At 65.9% G+C, this 16,826-nt stretch carries 14 protein-coding genes and 1 pseudogene; 10 read left to right on the forward strand and 5 right to left on the reverse strand.

The window, feature by feature from the left end:
• Positions 1-2,485, reverse strand: a pseudogene (locus LC092_RS18535) (hypothetical protein); the annotation flags it as partial.
• 352 nt (positions 2,486-2,837) lie between these two features.
• On the opposite strand from LC092_RS18535, the gene LC092_RS18540 reads away from it, so the two are divergent.
• The 4 genes from LC092_RS18540 to LC092_RS18555 all read left to right on the forward strand — a co-directional run bounded on the left by LC092_RS18540 (position 2,838) and on the right by LC092_RS18555 (position 8,090).
• Complete coding sequence (locus LC092_RS18540; protein WP_224808949.1) at positions 2,838-3,296, forward strand: MerR family transcriptional regulator; 459 nt, start codon at positions 2,838-2,840, stop codon at positions 3,294-3,296.
• A gap of 485 nt (positions 3,297-3,781) precedes the next feature.
• Positions 3,782-5,578, forward strand: coding sequence for an acyl-CoA dehydrogenase C-terminal domain-containing protein (locus LC092_RS18545; protein WP_224808950.1), 1,797 nt, complete (start codon positions 3,782-3,784; stop codon positions 5,576-5,578).
• A 126-nt stretch (positions 5,579-5,704) separates the two neighbouring features.
• Positions 5,705-6,829 (forward strand): acyl-CoA dehydrogenase family protein, encoded by a 1,125-nt coding sequence (locus LC092_RS18550; RefSeq protein WP_224809001.1) that lies wholly within the window; start codon positions 5,705-5,707, stop codon positions 6,827-6,829.
• Positions 6,830-6,881: 52 nt separating this feature from the next.
• Entirely contained in the window at positions 6,882-8,090 is a 1,209-nt protein-coding gene (locus tag LC092_RS18555; RefSeq protein WP_224808951.1) for an acetyl-CoA C-acetyltransferase, read from the forward strand.
• A 53-nt stretch (positions 8,091-8,143) separates the two neighbouring features.
• Here the strand turns inward: LC092_RS18555 and LC092_RS18560 are convergent, their stop codons facing one another.
• Positions 8,144-8,905 carry an EAL domain-containing protein gene (locus LC092_RS18560; protein ID WP_224808952.1) on the reverse strand — a complete coding sequence of 254 codons (762 nt, stop codon included), beginning with the start codon at positions 8,903-8,905 and terminating at the stop codon, positions 8,144-8,146.
• 140 nt (positions 8,906-9,045) lie between these two features.
• On the opposite strand from LC092_RS18560, the gene LC092_RS18565 reads away from it, so the two are divergent.
• Complete coding sequence (locus tag LC092_RS18565) at positions 9,046-9,504, forward strand: cupin domain-containing protein (RefSeq protein WP_224808954.1); 459 nt, start codon at positions 9,046-9,048, stop codon at positions 9,502-9,504.
• Between the two features lie 15 nt (positions 9,505-9,519).
• A complete protein-coding gene (locus LC092_RS18570; protein ID WP_224808956.1) occupies positions 9,520-11,733 on the forward strand; it encodes a 3-hydroxyacyl-CoA dehydrogenase NAD-binding domain-containing protein in 2,214 nt (737 codons plus the stop codon).
• Between the two features lie 308 nt (positions 11,734-12,041).
• Here LC092_RS18570 and LC092_RS18575 read toward each other — a convergent pair whose 3' ends face one another.
• The gene (locus LC092_RS18575) at positions 12,042-12,497 is read right to left on the reverse strand and encodes an META domain-containing protein (protein ID WP_224808958.1); all 456 of its coding nucleotides are present in this window, start codon (positions 12,495-12,497) and stop codon (positions 12,042-12,044) included.
• A gap of 224 nt (positions 12,498-12,721) precedes the next feature.
• Between LC092_RS18575 and LC092_RS18580 the strand changes: the two genes are divergently transcribed.
• On the forward strand, positions 12,722-13,033 hold the full coding sequence (locus tag LC092_RS18580; protein ID WP_224808963.1) for a hypothetical protein: 312 nt from the start codon (positions 12,722-12,724) through the stop codon (positions 13,031-13,033).
• A 38-nt stretch (positions 13,034-13,071) separates the two neighbouring features.
• Positions 13,072-13,347 carry a DUF6460 domain-containing protein gene (locus tag LC092_RS18585; protein WP_224808964.1) on the forward strand — a complete coding sequence of 92 codons (276 nt, stop codon included), beginning with the start codon at positions 13,072-13,074 and terminating at the stop codon, positions 13,345-13,347.
• Positions 13,348-13,359: 12 nt separating this feature from the next.
• On the opposite strand, the gene LC092_RS18590 is transcribed toward LC092_RS18585, so the two are convergent.
• Complete coding sequence (locus LC092_RS18590) at positions 13,360-14,262, reverse strand: histone deacetylase (RefSeq protein ID WP_224808965.1); 903 nt, start codon at positions 14,260-14,262, stop codon at positions 13,360-13,362.
• 265 nt (positions 14,263-14,527) lie between these two features.
• On the opposite strand from LC092_RS18590, the gene LC092_RS18595 reads away from it, so the two are divergent.
• Together LC092_RS18595 and LC092_RS18600 are read left to right on the forward strand one after the other, a co-directional pair.
• Positions 14,528-15,148 (forward strand): NYN domain-containing protein, encoded by a 621-nt coding sequence (locus LC092_RS18595; RefSeq protein WP_224808966.1) that lies wholly within the window; start codon positions 14,528-14,530, stop codon positions 15,146-15,148.
• Between the two features lie 214 nt (positions 15,149-15,362).
• Complete coding sequence (locus tag LC092_RS18600) at positions 15,363-16,115, forward strand: hypothetical protein (protein WP_224808967.1); 753 nt, start codon at positions 15,363-15,365, stop codon at positions 16,113-16,115.
• 65 nt (positions 16,116-16,180) lie between these two features.
• On the opposite strand, the gene LC092_RS18605 is transcribed toward LC092_RS18600, so the two are convergent.
• Positions 16,181-16,591 (reverse strand): MarR family winged helix-turn-helix transcriptional regulator, encoded by a 411-nt coding sequence (locus LC092_RS18605; protein WP_224808969.1) that lies wholly within the window; start codon positions 16,589-16,591, stop codon positions 16,181-16,183.
• Positions 16,592-16,826 lie beyond the last annotated feature (235 nt).

Below are 16,826 nucleotides of genomic sequence, written 5' to 3' on the forward strand. Positions count from 1 at the left end.
GAACACTCCGCGCAGTCTTCTGGGTGGCAAGGCCCGCGACGACGCGGCCGCCGAGGGCGGCAAGACAGCGACGGCCGCCGGCTGGCTGCGGTCGGGCCTGGGCGCCTGCGGCCGGGGCCTTCTGGCGGGGCGGGCTTGCCTTGGCAACGGCAGCCCCCGCCTGCGCGCGCGGATCGAGCCGGATCTGCGGCTGCTGGCGCGGCACCGGCTTGCCGGATCCCGGCTCGAGCGGGCGGTCGTCTTCCACCGAGCCGATGTCGTCGCCCGCGCCAAGGGCGCCGGTCTCCAGCGACATCAACCGCTTGTTGATCGAGGCCATCACGTCCTGGACGCTGTCCATCGATTCCCGCGTGCGCCGCTCGGAACTGGTGGCGGCATCAAGCAGCCGGTCGAGATCGCCGCGCAATGCATCGGCCACTTCACCGCCGGCGCTGCCATTGGCACTGATCAGCGACTGCAGGTCGCCAAGGCGCGAGAACCCGTGTTCGGCGGCATCGAGCTTTTCGGCAAGCGCTGCGATCTTGTCTTCGATCAGCGAGAGCGCCGCACCGTCGTCGGCCGACGAGCCGCGATTGACCGCTTCGGCAAGATCGCGCAGCTGCGCTTCCAGCTGCGCCGTCGCCGGCGCGGAGGACAGGGATTCGCGAAGGGCGGCAATCTCGCGATGCAGCGCGGAGAGATCTTCGCCCCGCCCGCTCGTGCCGGCGTTCTCCATGCGTGCGTTGAGATCCGCAATGCCGCTTTCCAGCCGCGCCAGCAGGTCCGCCTCGATGGACGCCGCCTCGCCGCCGGCCTGCAACGTCACGCTGCCCGGGCGGTCGAGGGCGTCGATCTTGCCGTCGATGGCGGCAAGCCGCTTTTCCAGCAGCGTGAAGGCCGCATCGTAGCTCGGAGGCATCTGCCGCGCGTTCTCGATGCGCTTCAGCCGGCCGGCGATCTCGCCAAGCTGCTCGTCGAGCCTGGGATCGGGGGCGGCGGCGCGTTCGGCCCGGTCGTCGGCCAGCATTCCGGCGATCTGCTCGAGCCGGTCGTTCAGGCGGTCCACCGCGCCGACCTGGGGGGCGCGGGCTTCCATCGCCTCGAGCCGGCCCTCAATGGCGCGCTGGCCGTCGGCGAGCCGCGCGACCGCATCGAAACGCACGGAAAGTTCGGACAGGCGTTCGTCGATGCCGCCGACGAGGTCCTGCACGTCGATGCGTTCGACCACATCGCGCACGGCACGGATCTCGCCGCGCAAGGCCGCCACATCCTCGCCGCCGGAGCGGCGCACGAGCTCTTCCACCCGGTGGCCGATGTCGGCGACCCGGTCGTCGAGCGCGACCAGCTGGTCGGCGCGCGGGACGATGCGGAAGGCGTCCTCGATCTCCATCAGCCGCTGGCCGAGGTCCTCCAGAAGGCGCGGCTCGGCCCGGTCGCGGGCCAGTTCGTCGAGACGCTGGACAAGATGGGCGTAGCCGCTTTCCAGCGACTTCAGCATGCCGTCGACATTGGACTGGCCGATCAGCGCACGCAGATCGGCGATCTCGGCGCGCATCTCGCGCGACAGGCGAACGTCGGAGCGGTCGGTGCGCATGCGCTCCACCGCCTCCGACAGGCGCCGGATCTCGCCGCTTTCGCGTGCAGAGGGACGATGGCGTTCGCTGCGCAGCGTCTCAACCAGAACCGCACGCAGGTCCTGGATGTCGCGGCGCATGGTGGCCAGCGCCTCGTCGCGCGGATCATTGGCTTCGTCGATACGGCGGGCGAGATCGTTGAACAGCGGGCGCAGTTCCTCGCCGAGACCGGAGGCACGGAACTCGGGCGCGCGGCGCGGTGCGGCACCAGCGGCGACAGCGCGCGGAGCCGCGTCATAATCGTCGTAGTCGTCGTAACCGTTGTATGCGGGATCGGCCGGGCCGTCCTCATAGTATGAAGGAACACGGCCACGCGAGCCGGTCTGCTGACCGTGACCGGCGCGCTCGGCGGCGCGATAGACAGGTTCGGACGCCGGGCGCGATGCCTGGCGGGTCCGGCGCGCCGGGCGCGGCTCGTCCTCGTCCAGATCCTGCGCCTGGGCCGACTGGGACAGGTCCTCGACCCGCCGGTCGAGCCGGTCGAGCGCTCCGAGCACCGCCTCGATGCGGCTGGTGCGGGCGTCATCCACCGACGGCGATCCGGTATCGCGAGCGGGAGGCGGCGCGGAACGGGCGCGGGCGGCGGCGGCACGGCGGGACTGGCGGTTGGGGGCGGCCTGCGGCGCGGCATCATGGCCTGCGGCGGCGGGATCCATCAGCCGCTCCAGCGCATCGGCCACCTCGCTCAGCTGTTCCTGCGCGCGGGCCCGCCCCGGGTGGCCGGCGGGGGCGGAAGCCTGGGACCCGCCGCGCCAGGCGGGCGCCCGGTGATGCGGCTCGTACCACGCATCGTCGTGCCCTTCCGCGCTGTAGCGGGGGTCTGTGTCCGGCTGTGTGCCGCGGGGGGTGCGATAACGCGCTGTCCAGGACATGCTAGGGGCCTCTTCACCCGATACGGAGCGCCTCTCGACGCGCACAGTCTTTTCGTCCGATCCGCAAACTGCATGCCGCGCGCCGGACGACCTAGACTCAAACTCTCACCGGTTATGGTAAACACCTGGTTAAGCGCCAAAATTACATGGTTAACCAAAGATGAAGATAAACGGGGCCGGTCGCCTTGCCGCCCGGCGTCAGGCGCAATGAACCTTGACGCTTACGTTTACGGAAGATATTCGGAAGCCTGAGGTTACGTAATGTCATGCGCCGCCCCCCGGCGGATGACGCAAGGCCGCGCCGCGCATTTGCGTCGGCGACCCGGCTCTTAAGGCAAGACAGGAATACGGCATGAGCGAAGCGCTTTCGGTCAACAACGACATCGTCGAGGCGGTCGCCGCCAAGGACGATTCGACCAAGAAGACGCTCTTCACCATCGGCGATCTCGCCAAGGAGTTCGGCGTCACGCTGCGCACGCTGCGCTTCTATGAGGACCGCGGCCTGATCAACCCGCGCCGCGACGGCATGAACCGGGTCTACACGCGCCGCGACCGGGCGCGCCTGAAACTGGTCCTGATGGGCAAGCGCGTCGGCTTCTCGCTGGCGGAAATCCGAGACATGCTGGACCTTTACGACTTGCGCGACGGCCAGGTGACGCAGCTGCGCGTGGCGCTGTCGCGCTTCCAGGGTCAGATCGACGTGCTGGTCGAACAGCGCCGCGACATCGACCAGGCGATCGAGGAACTCGGGCGCACAGTCGAGATCGTCGCCGGCATGCTCAAGCAGAAGGAAGGCGAGCCGGCGGAGTGATCCGCCCGTAGCCTTCCCTGGCGCCGCGTCGCCCGCAATCCGACCCGCTCCGGCCCGTCCGGTCGCCTCCGCCGTACCGCGCGCGGGTCCGCTTTCGCGCGCCTTCCGACAACGTGCAAGACATCGGCCCGGACGGGGATAGACGCGACCGCCGCACGGGATGCGTCGTCTCTCCGTTACCGGCGCCCTTGCGACTTGTCCCCTCCCCTTGCAGGAGATGTCCCCGCCGTCGGGGCATCGTCAATTTCTGCAAGGCGGATGCAATTCGCATCAACTTCATCAATTTTCCGATCAATTTTGCGGCGTTTTGCAACAAATTCGGCAAACTTCAACAAAAATAAGCGCATGCTGCCGCAAGGACACGTCTTGCTCCGACGCGGACGCCGGACTATAAACGGCTCAAGGTGACGTTTACGGAAACGTCAGGTGCGAGCCCGCCCGTTGGGCCGCGACCGAGATCGACAATTGGACCGGGAGGCAACGCCATGCCGAGCTACACAGCCCCAGTGAAGGATGTGACTTTCCTGCTCAACGACGTGCTGGACTTCCAGCGCCACGGCAACCTGCCGGGCTTCGGCGACGCGACGCCGGATCTGATCGAGGCGATCCTCGGCGAGGGCGCGCGCTTCTGCGAGGAGGTGCTGGCGCCGATCAACGTTTCCGGCGACCGCGAGGGCTGCACCCGCCACGACGACGGCTCGGTGACGACGCCGTCGGGCTTCAAGGAGGCCTATCGCACCTACACCGAGAACGGCTGGATCGCCCTGTCGATGCCGGAGGAATTCGGCGGCCAGGGCCTGCCGACGACCCTGAACACCATCATCCAGGAGTTCATGTCGGCGGCCAACCTCGCCTGGGGCATGTACCCCGGTCTGTCGCAAGGGGCTGCGGCCGCGCTCCTGGAGCATGCCTCGCAGGAGCAAAAAGAGCTTTATCTTCCGAAGCTTGCCTCGGGCGACTGGTCCGGCACCATGAACCTGACGGAGCCGCATTGCGGCACCGATCTCGGCCTGATCAAGACCAAGGCCGTGCCGCAGGCCGACGGCAGCTACAAGATCACGGGTCAGAAGATCTTCATTTCCGCCGGCGAGCACGACCTGACGTCCAACATCGTGCATCTGGTGCTCGCCCGCATCGAGGGCGCGCCGGAAGGCACCAAGGGCATCTCGCTGTTCGTCGCGCCGAAGTTCCTGCCCGACGCAAACGGCGAGCCGGGCGAGCGCAACGCGGTCTCCTGCGGCTCGCTTGAAGAGAAGATGGGCATTCACGGCAATGCCACCTGCGTCATGAACTACGACGGCGCGACGGGCTGGCTCGTCGGCGAAGAAAACCGTGGCCTCGCCGCCATGTTCGTGATGATGAACGAGGCCCGCCTTGCGGTCGGCGTCCAGGGTCTCGGACAGTCGGAGGTCGCCTATCAAAACGCCGCCGCCTATGCGCGCGAACGCCTCCAGGGGCGGGCGCTCTCCGGACCGCAGAACCCGGGCGGCAAGGCCGATCCGATCATCGTGCATCCGGACGTGCGCCGCACGCTGATGTCGATCCGCGCCTTCAACGAGGCGGCACGCGGGCTGGTGCTCTGGACCGCGCTGCAATCCGACATCGCCCACCGCTCCGACGACGAGGCGGCCCGCCAGGCGGCCGACGATCACATGGGCCTGATGACGCCGGTGATCAAGGGCGTGCTGACGGATGTCGGCTTCGACAATGCGGTCGCCGCCCAGCAGATGCTCGGCGGTCACGGCTATATCGAGGAATGGGGCATGTCGCAGTTCGTGCGCGACGCCCGCATCGCCATGATCTACGAGGGCGCCAACGGCATCCAGGCGCTGGATCTCGTCGGCCGCAAGCTGCCCAAGAACGGCGGCCGCGCGGTGATGGCCTTCTTCAACGAGGTCGGCAGCTTCCTCAAGGACAACAAGGACGAGGCGACCCTCGCCCCGCTGCTCGGTCCGCTGAAGGCCGGTCTCGACGACCTGCAGACGGCGACCATGTGGTTCATGAACAACGCCATGGCGAAGCCCGACAACGCCGGCGCCGGCTCCACGGACTACATGCATCTCTTCGGCACGGTGGCGCTCGGCTACATGTGGGCGCGCATGGCCAAGGCGGCCGCGGCCGCGCTTGCATCGGGCGAGGCGTCGGATGCAGCCTTCCTTGAAACCAAGCTGACCCTGGCGAAACACTTCATGGAACGCCACATGCCGGAGACGGCCCTGCGGCTTGCCCGCGTCTCCGCCGGCGCGGAAACGATCATGGGGCTCGACGCCGAAGCGTTTTGATCGCGTCCGCCACAGGACGCACGACCGACACCGGAAAAAGGGCGCGCCGCAGACCGCCGCGACGCGCCCGCCACGTCAAGGGAGGAGACTTGCGTGACCGTGCTGAACATCGAGCCGCCAGCCTGGATGGACGACGAGCTGACCATGCTCGACGACGCCTTCACCCGCTTCCTGGAGCGCGAGATCGCGCCCGACTACGAAAGCTGGGTCGAGGCGGGCAGCGTCAGCCGGGAAGCCTGGAAGGCAACCGGCGCCGGCGGCTTCCTCTGTCCGGCGATGCCGGAGGACTACGGTGCGGCCGGCGGCAGCTTCGCCCATGAATCGGTGATCATCCGCCGGTTGGGGCTTGCCGGTTTCGATCACTTCGGCATCGCGCTGCATTCCGCCATCGTCGCTCCCTATATCGCGCATTACGGATCGGGCGAGCAGAAGGAGCGCTGGCTTCCAGGCCTCGTCTCCGGCGATCTGATCGGCGCCATCGCCATGACGGAGCCCGGCGCCGGCTCCGACCTGCAGGCGGTGCAGACAACGGCCGTGCGCGACTTCAATCACTATGTGATCAACGGCTCCAAGACCTTCATCACCAACGGCCAGCTCGCCAATCTGATCATCGTCGTCGCCAAGACCGATCCGAAGGCCGGCGCCAAGGGCGTCTCGCTCTTCGTGGTCGAGACGGACAAGGTCGAGGGCTTCCGCCGCGGCCGCAATCTCGACAAGCTCGGCTTCAAGGGCAACGACACCTCGGAGCTCTTCTTCGACAGTGTGCGGGTGCCGGCCGATGCATTGCTGGGAAGCGAGGAAGGCCAGGGCTTCTATCAGTTGATGGAACAGCTTCCGCAGGAGCGGCTGCTTGTTGCCGTGCAGGCGATGGCAGCGGTGGAGCGCGCGCTTGCGCTGACCCTCGATTACGTCAAGGAGCGCAAGGCCTTCGGCAAGCGGGTGCTGGATTTCCAGAACACCCAGTTCAAGCTGGCGGAACTGAAGACCGAAGCCACCATCGGGCAGGTCTTCGTCAACGACTGCATCGCCAAGCTCGTCGCCGGCAAGCTCGACACGGTGACCGCCTCGATGGCCAAATACTGGTGCACCGACCTTCAGATGAAGGTGATGGACGAGTGCCTCCAGTTCTTCGGCGGCTACGGCTACATGAGCGAATATCCGATTTCCCGCCTGTTCGCGGATGCCCGCGTGCAGCGGATCTACGCGGGAACCAACGAAATCATGAAGGTGCTGATCGCGCGCAGCCTCTAGGCGGCAACGCGCGGCGGACCACCCCAGGCTTTTTTACGGCAAGGAGGCTCTCATGGCCGACGCATTGATTTTCGATCACGTTCGCACGCCGCGCGGGCGCGGCAAGAAGGACGGCGCGCTTTACGAGGTGCCGGCGGTCCGGCTGGCGGCCCAGCCGCTTGAGGCCCTGCGCAACCGCAACGACCTCGACACGAAGCTGGTCGACGACGTGGTGCTCGGCTGCGTCGACCCCATCGGCGAGGCCGGCGGCGACATCGCCCGCGCCGCCGTTTTCGCCGCCGGCTATGACGCCGGCGTGCCCGGCGTGCAGATCAACCGTTTCTGCGCTTCGGGGCTCGATGCGGTGAACTTCGCCGCCTCCCAGGTGATGAGCGGCCAGCACGATCTGGTGATCGCCGGCGGCGCGGAATCGATGAGCCGCATCGGCATCGGCGCCAGCGGCGGCGCCTGGCCGGTCGACCCGCAGGTTGCCCTGCCGTCCTATTTCATGCCGCAGGGCGTGTCGGCCGACCTGATCGCGACGAAATACGGCTTCACCCGCGACGACGTCGACAGCTATGCGGTGGAAAGCCAGCAGCGGGCCGCAAATGCCTGGAAGAACGGCTATTTTAGCCGCTCGGTCGTGCCGGTGCGCGACATCAACGGCCTGACCATCCTCGACCGGGACGAGCACATGCGGCCCGAGACCGACATGCAGTCGCTGGCCTCGCTCAATGCCTCCTTCGAGATCATGGGATCGATGGGCGGCTTCGACGCCGTCGCGATCCAGGCCCATCCCGAGGTGGAGCGCATCCGCCACGTGCATCATGCCGGCAACTCGTCGGGCATCGTCGACGGCGCCGCCGCCGTCCTGATCGGCAACCGCAAGGCCGGCCGCAAGGCGGGACTGAAGCCGCGCGCGCGGATCAAGGCCTTCGCCAACATCGGCTCCGACCCGGCGCTGATGCTGACCGGCCCGGTCGACGTCACGGAGAAACTGCTGGCCTCGGCGAAAATGAGCCTCAAGGACATCGATCTCTTCGAGATCAACGAGGCCTTTGCCTCGGTGGTGCTGCGCTACCGTCAGGCCTTCGATCTCGACCCGGCGGTCGTGAACGTCAACGGCGGGGCCATCGCCATGGGCCATCCGCTGGGCGCGACCGGCGCGATGATCCTCGGCACCGTGCTCGACGAGCTGGAGCGGCGCGACCTGAACACGGCGCTGGTGACGCTGTGCATTGGCGCCGGCATGGGCACGGCCACGATCATCGAGCGGGTGTGAGAAGAATGACGCCCGTTGCGTCAGACAGGCCGGCCGGTCGCCCGGGCGCTGTTTCAGGCGACTTGCACGCGCATCGCGTCGCCGACGGGCGGCAGGCTTGCGATGGCCGGACGCGCCAGATGATAGCCCTGCACGAGGGATACACCGGCGGCGCGCAGCACCGTCAGTTCGCCTTGCGTCTCGATCCCCTCGGCGAGAACGGCAATGTCGAGCTCGCGGCAGATGCCCATGATGCCGGCGACGATGGCCTGGCGCGCGGGGCTCGTGTCGATGCCGCGCACCAGGTCCATGTCGATCTTGATCAGGTCGGGCTGGAAGTTGGCCAGAAGCTTGAGGCCGGCGAAACCGGCGCCGAAATCATCGATCGCGGTGATGAAGCCGCGGCGCTTGTATTCGGCGATGATGCCCTCGACGTGTTTCGTGTCGACCATCGGCTCGTTTTCGGTAAACTCGAACATGATGCGGTCGAGCGCGAAGCCGGTGCGACCGGCGGCAAGCAGCGTCGTGCGAATGCAGGCGGCCGGATCGTAGACGGCGTTCGGCATGAAGTTGATCGACAGTCTGGTCCCGTCGTCGGGAAACAACCGGGCGGCCATTTCAATCGCCTTCACCCGGCAGGCCTGATCGAACCGGTAGCGGTTTTCCGGCGTGACCCGCGACAGGACGGTTCCCGCGCCCTCACCGTCGAGACCGCGGACCAGCGCCTCGTAGCCCCAGACGCGGCCCGACGCGAGATCGACGATCGGCTGAAACGCCATGGTGAAATCGAAATCCAGCCGGGTCCCGTTTCGGCACCCGTCGCAATGATCTGTCATGAGCCGCCCAGAAATTCGTTTCCACCCAGGATGCAATCCAGAATTTCTATTCACCGGAAATTGAAACTTTCTTACTGCGCCGCGGGTTTTCGGAGCGCGCGGTGCAGTGCTCTTGCGGCCGGATACTGAGGAGACCAGCGATGCCAAAGATCGACATCGACGCAATCCCGACGAGGACGATGACCATCTATCCCGCCCCCTTCGACGCTCTTGTCGCGGGACGCGCCAAACAGGCGCTCGGCAATGCCGGCGGCCTCACCCAGTTCGGCGTCAACCTGACGCGGTTGAAGCCCGGCGCGATCTCCTCGCTGAAACACTGGCACGAGAACGAGGACGAGTTCGTCTTCATCCTGGAGGGCGAGGCAGTGCTGGTGGAAGACGACACGGAAACGCCTCTCGTCGCCGGGGAGGCGGCCGCCTTCAAGGCGGGCAACGGGATTGCCCACCAGCTCGTGAACCGCTCGGCGCAGGACGTTGTCTATCTGGAAGTCGGCAGCCGCGCGGAAGAGGAACACGCGCGCTACGCCGATCACGACCTCGACTACCGGCGCGATGCCGCCGGCCACAGATTCACCCGCAAGGACGGAACGCCCTACTGACCTCAGGAGGCCGACATGGCTTACACGAATTTCTCGATTGAAACGGACGCCGACGGTATCGCCCTGATCACTTGGGACATGCCGGGCAAGTCGATGAACGTCATCGACCTTACCGTGATGGACGAGCTTGACGCGCTGATCGACGCGGTGGCCGGCGACGACAAGATCACCGGCGCGGTGATCACCTCCGGCAAGGACACCTTCTCCGGCGGTGCCGATCTCACCATGCTGGAGGGGCTGTTGCGCAACTATCACGCGCAGCGCGCGAAGGATCCGGAGGCCGCCGCCAGGCTGCTGTTCGACGGCTCGCGGCGCCTGTCGCAGATCTTCCGCAAGCTGGAAACCAGCGGCAAGCCCTTCGTCGCGGCGATCAACGGCACCTGCATGGGCGGGGCGACCGAGCTTGCGCTTGCCTGCCATGCCCGCATCGCCGCCGAAGGCGACGCCTTCAAGATGGCGCTGCCGGAGGTCAAGGTCGGGCTCTTTCCCGGCGCCGGCGGCACGCAGCGCGTGATGCGCATGGCCGACGCGCAGCAGGGCCTTCAGTTCCTGCTGCAGGGCCGCACGCTGAACGCCGACAAGGCCAAGGGCCTCAAGCTCGTCGACGCGACTGCACCGGCGAAGAAGCTCGTCGCGGAGGCGCGCAAGATGCTGAAGACCGGCGTCGACCCGGTCAAACCCTGGGACAAGAAGGGCTTCAAGCTGCCGAACGGGCCGATCTATTCGCCCGCGGGCTTCCAGTTCTGGCCGGCGGCCAATGCGATCTACCGCCGCGAGACGCACGACAATTATCCGGGCGCGCGCGGCATCATGCAGTCGGTCTACGAAGGCCTGCAGATGCCGATGGACCAGGCGCTGACGGTGGAAAGCCGCTATTTCGCCCATGTGCTGCAGACGCCGGAAGCCGCCAGCATGATCCGCTCGCTCTTCGTCTCCATGCAGGAGCTGAACAAGGGCGCGCGCCGGCCGGAGGGCATCAAGCCCAACAAGATCAGGAAGGTCGGCATCCTGGGCGCGGGCTTCATGGGCGCGGGCATCGCCTATGTCTCGGCGCGCGCGGGCATCGACGTGGTGCTGATCGACCGCGAGCAGGCCGCCGCCGACAAGGGCAAGGCGCATTCCGACGAGCTGATGACCAAGGCGATCAAGCGCGGCAAGGCGCATGAGGCCGACAAGGAAAAGCTGCTTTCGCGGATTACGGCGACCACGGACTACGAACATCTCGCCGACTGCGATCTGGTCATCGAGGCGGTGTTCGAGGAGCGCGGCATCAAGAAGGCGGTGACCGAACAGGCGGAAGCGGTGTTGAAGTCGCGCGCGATCTTCGCCTCCAACACCTCGACCCTGCCGATCACCTCGCTAGCGGAGGCCTCCAAGCGGCCGAAGAACTTCATCGGCATCCACTTCTTCTCGCCGGTCGACAAGATGATGCTGGTGGAAGTGATCCTCGGCAAGAAGACCGGCGAACGGGCGCTCGCCATGGCGCTCGACTACATCAAGGCGATCAAGAAGACGCCGATTGTCGTCAATGACTCGCGCGGCTTCTACACCTCGCGCGTGGTGATGACCTACATCCGCGAGGGGCTGATGATGCTCGCCGACGGGGTGCCGGCGGCGATGATCGAGACGGCGGGCCGGATGGCCGGCATGCCGGTCGGGCCGCTGTCGCTCGGCGACGAGGTGGCGCTGGACCTGGCCTGGAAGATCGTGTCGGCGACCCGCAAGGACCTCGGCGTCAAATACGTGGAAGGGCCGCTCGACAACATCCTGGAAGAGATGGTGGTCAAGCGCGAGCGCTTCGGCCGCAAGAACGGCAAGGGCTTCTACGACTACCAAGGCCGGGAGAAGACGCTGTGGCCGGGCATTCCCGAGGTGGTCGGCAAGCCCAAGCCGGCGGAGCACTTCAACGTCGAGGAGCTCAAGCAGCGGTTTTTGGTCATGCAGGCGCTGGAGACGGCGCGCATCTTCGAGGAAAACTGCCTGACGGACGTGCGCGAGGCGGATGTCGGCTCGATCCTCGGCTTCGGCTTCGCGCCCTTCACCGGCGGCACGATCTCCTACATCGACGGCATGGGCACGACCCGCTTCGTCGACATCTGCCGCAAGTTCACCAAGAAATGGGGACCGCGCTTCAAGGCCAACCGGCTGCTGCGCGAGATGGCAAAGACCGATGCGCGCTTCTACGACCGCTTTGCCCCGGATCGTCCGGCGGAGAAGGACGCGGCCTGAGGCTGCTGACAAGCGCGAACCGAAAAGGGCGGCCCCGTGCCGCCCTGAAGATGTTGACAAAGCCTTGGAAAACCGTCCTCCCGGACGCATCGTGAGCTGCGACCCGGGATCGGCGAGGCACGGTCTCGCGGTGGGCAATTCGCTGAAAAGATGGGCTTTTGGCTCTCCGATACCGGGTCGCGCTTGTGCTTGCCCGATATGACGCAGGAGAGCATTCGCATCCTTCGTCAGGGGCCCGAGGGCGGCCCCGTGCCGCCCTTTGTCATCCGCTCAGGTGCCGGGGCAATGTCGTTGCCGCCGTTTCGGCGTCACTCCTTGCCGACGAGCAGCACCACCACGGCACCGCCGGCATCGCGCAGCAACAAGCGCTTGTCCATCCCGTCGATCTCCACAGCCGCCGGAAAATAGCGCAGGAAGCGCTGCTCGAGATCTCCCGAAGGTCCGGCGCAGGCCATTTTCGTCGCCATCACGCGCTCGGAGACCGAGAGTGTGCGGCCGGATTGCTCCAGCGTCCCGCGCAGCCGGTTGCAGCCGGCGGAGGCGGCCCACAGACCGTGGCGGTCGATAACCACTTCGGTCTTGCGGGCAAGGGCCGCGTCCAGATCGACCAGTGCCCCGTTGGCGGTGGCAAGGGCAGCAATCTGCCACTCTCCGGCAATCGACGGCTTGTCGCCTTGCGCCAACAGCGTCCCGCCCATGCCCAGAAGGGCAAGAAGAACGGCAAAGAAGCGAAACGCACTGCTGCGGTATCCTGCAAGGGTCATGCGGGTAACGTGTCCTTGGACTTTTGTCATGCACATCAAGGCGGGATCGGGATAACACACCAATACGCCCCGCTTCTCAAGGGGTCTCCCAACCCAATACGGCATAAGGAAGGCCGACAGGGACAAGGTCATGGGGGCAAACCGCAAAGCGGTTTGCCAAAGCCGGCCAAGGGCCTACATTCGCTCCATCGTCAACCGGGTAGCCCCGTCCAGGGACAGCAGACATGACTTCCAACCGGCTTCGCGACACGCTCTTGCGCATCGGCGCCATCCGCGAGGACCGGCTCGAGGGGTGTGTCACCCGCACCCGTGACGCGGACCCGCCGCTTGGGGAGATCGCCGGCACGAACCGCCGGTTTGCCGACCATCGCCAATTCTTCACCGGACGCGACACCTGCGACTTTGCTTGCCGGGCCGGGTCCTTTCCCAAGGTGGCCTCCCCCCTTGCCGCCAGCGGCCACCGGGCCGAACAGCAGGACAACCGTCGCGCCGCGCTCAACGCCGCCGGCACGCCGGCCGCGGTCGCCAGGACCTGACCTTTCGCTTTTTCGACGAACCCAAGGATAACCTTTTCATGTCGAACCGCTCCTTTTCCCGCTTTCTCGGCGACAGCCCCGGACGGGTGCTGATCAAGCTGATCTTCCTGTCCTTCGTGGTCGGCGTGCTGCTGTCGGCGCTCAACCTGCATCCGCTCGACCTGTTCGACGGTCTGATCGACTTCATCCAGCGACTGTGGAACATGGGCTTCGAGGCGCTTGGACGTCTCGGCAGCTACTTCGTGCTCGGCGCCGTCGTGGTCATTCCGGTGTGGGTGGTGCTCAGGCTCCTGAGCCTCGGCCGGCGCGACTAGCAGCCCCGCCGCTCAGGCGAATTCGGCCGCCACGCGGTGCAGCGTGGCGTGCCGGTGCGCCAGCCGGTCGATGTCGGTCAGATAGCCGCCGCCCAGCACGCCGGCGAGCGCAATGCCGGCGGCCCGCACGGTCCGGATGACGAAACGGTCGCGCGCCTCCAGTCCCTCGTCGGTGAGAGACAGCCGCCCGAGCCGGTCGTCCTCATGCGGATCAACCCCGGCATTGAAGAACACAAGGTCCGGCCGGTAGGACGCCAGCGCCTGCGGCAGGCTCGCGGCCAGCACCTCCAGATAGGCCTCGTCTCCCACGCCGTCCTCCAGCGCGATATCCAGCGTCGAGGCGACCTTGCGCACCGGGTAGTTGCGCCTTGCATGCACCGACAGGGTGAAGACGGACGGGTCGTTGGTGAAAATCTCCGCCGTTCCGTCGCCCTGATGCACGTCAAGATCGACCACCATCGCGCGGCGGATCGCACCGTCGGCGATCAGGAGCCGGATCGCCACCGCGACATCGTTGAACACGCAAAAGCCGGCGCCATGGCGCTTGCGCGCATGATGGCTGCCGCCGGCGGTGTTGCAGGCGATACCATGCTCCAGCGCGAGATTTGCCGTCAGCACCGTGCCGGCGGTGGCGCAGCGGGCGCGAAAGCCGACCGCCTCGCTCATCGGCAGGCCGATCTCGCGGGCGACATTTGCCGGCACATTGGCCGAGAACACCTGGTCGACATAGGCGCGCTCATGGGCAAGCGCCACCCATGCGGCCGGCGCCGGCGCCGGCCGGTGGAAGGTGCCGGGCGCAACGATCCCCTCTTCCACCAGAACCTCCGCGACCCGGCGGAACTTGTTCATGGGAAACCGGTGGTTTGCCGGGATTTCGGCGCAAAAGGCCGGATGGTGAACGACGGCAAGCGACATGGCGGCAGGCCCGGGAAGAGGACAGGGATGCAAGGGACGTGATCCCGGTTATGGCGCCTTTCGGACGAACGGCAAGCACAACCAGGCTCGCCCCCGGGCAGGGCTTGATTCCGGCGAGACAAACCTCGATATTGACATCATATCTGATCCCCGCCGGACACGCCGAAAGGCCTCCGGCGGGGTTATTTTTTCACCGGTGCGACGCGCGCGCACCGGCAAGCAGGCCGACCCGGCCGTGGGCCGGGCACAGGTTCAGGGCCGAGCGATGCAGTCTCCCTCCCCCATTCGTGCGATTGCGTTTGTCGACGGTCAGAACCTGTTTCACGCCGCCAAGGCAGCCTTCGGCTATCACTATCCCAACTACAGCGTGACCAAGCTGGCACAGGCCGTGTGCGCGCAACAAGGATGGGAGCTGGAGGCCACCCGCTTCTACACCGGCGTTCCGGATGCAAAGGACAACGCCTTCTGGAACCATTTCTGGATCGCCAAGGGCGCGCAGATGGGACGCGAGGGCGTGCATGTGATCACCCGCCCGCTGCGCTACCGCACGAAGTCGCTGCGCCTTCCCGACGGCAAGTTCCACAAGTTCGTGGTCGGGACGGAAAAGGGCATCGACATCCGCATCGCGCTCGACGTCATCCGCTTCGCGCACAAGCGGGCCTATGACGTCGCCCTTGTCTTCTCGCAGGATCAGGATCTGGTGGAAGCCGCCACCGAATTGCGCCGGATCGGCCGGGAACAGAACCGGTGGCTGAAGATCGCCTCCGCCTATCCCGACAACAGCCGGCGCAAGACCCGCGGGATCGAGAAAACCGACTGGATCCCCCTCTCCCGCGAGCTTTACGACGACTGCCTGGACCCGCGCGACTATCGGCCGAAGACGTAGCCGCGCGGATCACCGCGACATTCACCCGGAAACCGCCCGCGACCACTCCGTCGGCTGCAGGCAAGCGCCGCCAGCCGACAACAGGCTTGGCCTGTCCGCCACCTGGAACCGTGCGGTGTGAACGGCTCCGCATGAGCGCGCTTTACAGCATGATTGCAATTTTACATTATTATTACCGTTAATTGCATCCAGTCCTTCTACTGAGGTAATTGCCATGGTAGCGCTATCGAGATACGACAATGGGGCAGAGTTTTTCGACCCCGCAAGCGACGCAAGCTTCACCGCTCAAGAGCTGGTCTATTCCGGACAACGCTTTTTGCTGGTGACAGAGACGGGAGATGAAGACGGCGGCCAGCACCTCTTCGAAGTCGAGGAAAACTCGCTTGCACATGTCGCAAGCGATACGATCATCGATCTCGAAACCCTGTTCTCGCCCACGATTTCTTCGTTCGCAGACCGTTTCAACAGAAACCTGTCATGCCAGGTGTCTTCCAAGGATGACCACGAGCTTGCTCATGACATGGCGAAGTCCCTGGTCGGCAACTATTCCTCGAAGTCCGGGCCGGACGGCGGAAACCTTGCCTGCGTCTGGGCTGTCCGGCGCATCCTCAAGAAGGCATTGGGACGCGTGGTTCACAAGAGCGATCTGACCACCACGTTCGAGAACGAGCTTGACGACTGTTTCCCGGATGACCTTCCCGAGAGCGACATCCTGCCCGGCGGGATCGTGATCTCGCCAACGACCTGGAAAAAGGTCGGGTCCAAGATCGTCAGGGTCGGAACCGGTCACGTCGGCATCCTGGGCGAGGGTAGCGGAGACTCTCGCCTGATTTATTCGAACTCTTCCAGCAAAGCCAACTGGGCGCAGAACTTCACGGTCGGGTCGTGGTACGCGCGCTACCGCGACAAAAAGGGACTGAGCGTCCATTTCTACCCGATTCCGTTCTACAGCCTGTTGAGCAGCTGACCCGGATCGAAGGCCAGCGGCAGGCGGCGGTCCGGGACCGTTTTCCGGACCGCCCAACCAGGCTTCTAGCGCGACCCGCCGAGGCCGCGATAAAGGGCATCGAGCTGCTCGACCGTGATCGTTGTCTGTGGCAGGCCCGCCGCCACATCGGCGACGATACCGTCGGCATCGCTCAGCAGCGTCTCGCCCGCAGGCGCGAGCCGTGCCAGGCTCTGGCGCGCGTCGCGGTCGCTCTTTTCCGTCGTCACGAAGCCGAGCTTTTCCAAAGGCTTCAGCGCCCGCGTCACCGCAGACGGGGTGAGCCCCACCGCGCGGGCAAGGTCGACGCGGGTGGCGCGTGCCTGCGGAAACGCGGAAAGGCTGCGCAACAACCGATATTCGCCCAGACTGACGCCACGAATGGCGGACAGGGACCGGTCGAACCGTTTCTCGATCAGGCTCGCAACATCCATGAGAGAAAACGCAAGCGCTTCCATAATTTCAACTCCTATACATGATTTATAACGGACCATTGCGTGATATATACGTGAGCACTCACGTATATTCAAGCCCCTCACTCCAGGGCGATGCGCGGCGGTCTATCCTCCCGCGCGCAAACGTCTCCCGCGACTTGATATTGCTGCCGGCGGCGCCACGCTGATCGCGGCTTTCATCGCCTCTCTTCGCCGCCGGCGGCGCCACTGGTGTCACGCGGCAGTTGCCGCGCGCGCA

It is taken from the genome of Stappia stellulata (assembly GCF_020176715.1).
In the GTDB taxonomy this organism is placed as follows: domain Bacteria; phylum Pseudomonadota; class Alphaproteobacteria; order Rhizobiales; family Stappiaceae; genus Stappia.

Excerpts from the sequence above, each read along its gene's own strand:
- LC092_RS18540 (WP_224808949.1), top strand. The coding sequence starts at position 2,838 with ATGAGCGAAGCGCTTTCGGTCAACAACGACATCGTCGAGGCGGTCGCC.
- LC092_RS18545 (WP_224808950.1), top strand. The coding sequence starts at position 3,782 with ATGCCGAGCTACACAGCCCCAGTGAAGGATGTGACTTTCCTGCTCAAC.
- LC092_RS18550 (WP_224809001.1), top strand. The coding sequence starts at position 5,705 with ATGGACGACGAGCTGACCATGCTCGACGACGCCTTCACCCGCTTCCTG.
- LC092_RS18555 (WP_224808951.1), top strand. The coding sequence starts at position 6,882 with ATGGCCGACGCATTGATTTTCGATCACGTTCGCACGCCGCGCGGGCGC.
- LC092_RS18560 (WP_224808952.1), bottom strand. The coding sequence starts at position 8,905 with ATGACAGATCATTGCGACGGGTGCCGAAACGGGACCCGGCTGGATTTC.
- LC092_RS18565 (WP_224808954.1), top strand. The coding sequence starts at position 9,046 with ATGCCAAAGATCGACATCGACGCAATCCCGACGAGGACGATGACCATC.
- LC092_RS18570 (WP_224808956.1), top strand. The coding sequence starts at position 9,520 with ATGGCTTACACGAATTTCTCGATTGAAACGGACGCCGACGGTATCGCC.
- LC092_RS18575 (WP_224808958.1), bottom strand. The coding sequence starts at position 12,497 with ATGACCCTTGCAGGATACCGCAGCAGTGCGTTTCGCTTCTTTGCCGTT.
- LC092_RS18580 (WP_224808963.1), top strand. The coding sequence starts at position 12,722 with ATGACTTCCAACCGGCTTCGCGACACGCTCTTGCGCATCGGCGCCATC.
- LC092_RS18585 (WP_224808964.1), top strand. The coding sequence starts at position 13,072 with ATGTCGAACCGCTCCTTTTCCCGCTTTCTCGGCGACAGCCCCGGACGG.
- LC092_RS18590 (WP_224808965.1), bottom strand. The coding sequence starts at position 14,262 with ATGTCGCTTGCCGTCGTTCACCATCCGGCCTTTTGCGCCGAAATCCCG.
- LC092_RS18595 (WP_224808966.1), top strand. The coding sequence starts at position 14,528 with ATGCAGTCTCCCTCCCCCATTCGTGCGATTGCGTTTGTCGACGGTCAG.
- LC092_RS18600 (WP_224808967.1), top strand. The coding sequence starts at position 15,363 with ATGGTAGCGCTATCGAGATACGACAATGGGGCAGAGTTTTTCGACCCC.
- LC092_RS18605 (WP_224808969.1), bottom strand. The coding sequence starts at position 16,591 with ATGGAAGCGCTTGCGTTTTCTCTCATGGATGTTGCGAGCCTGATCGAG.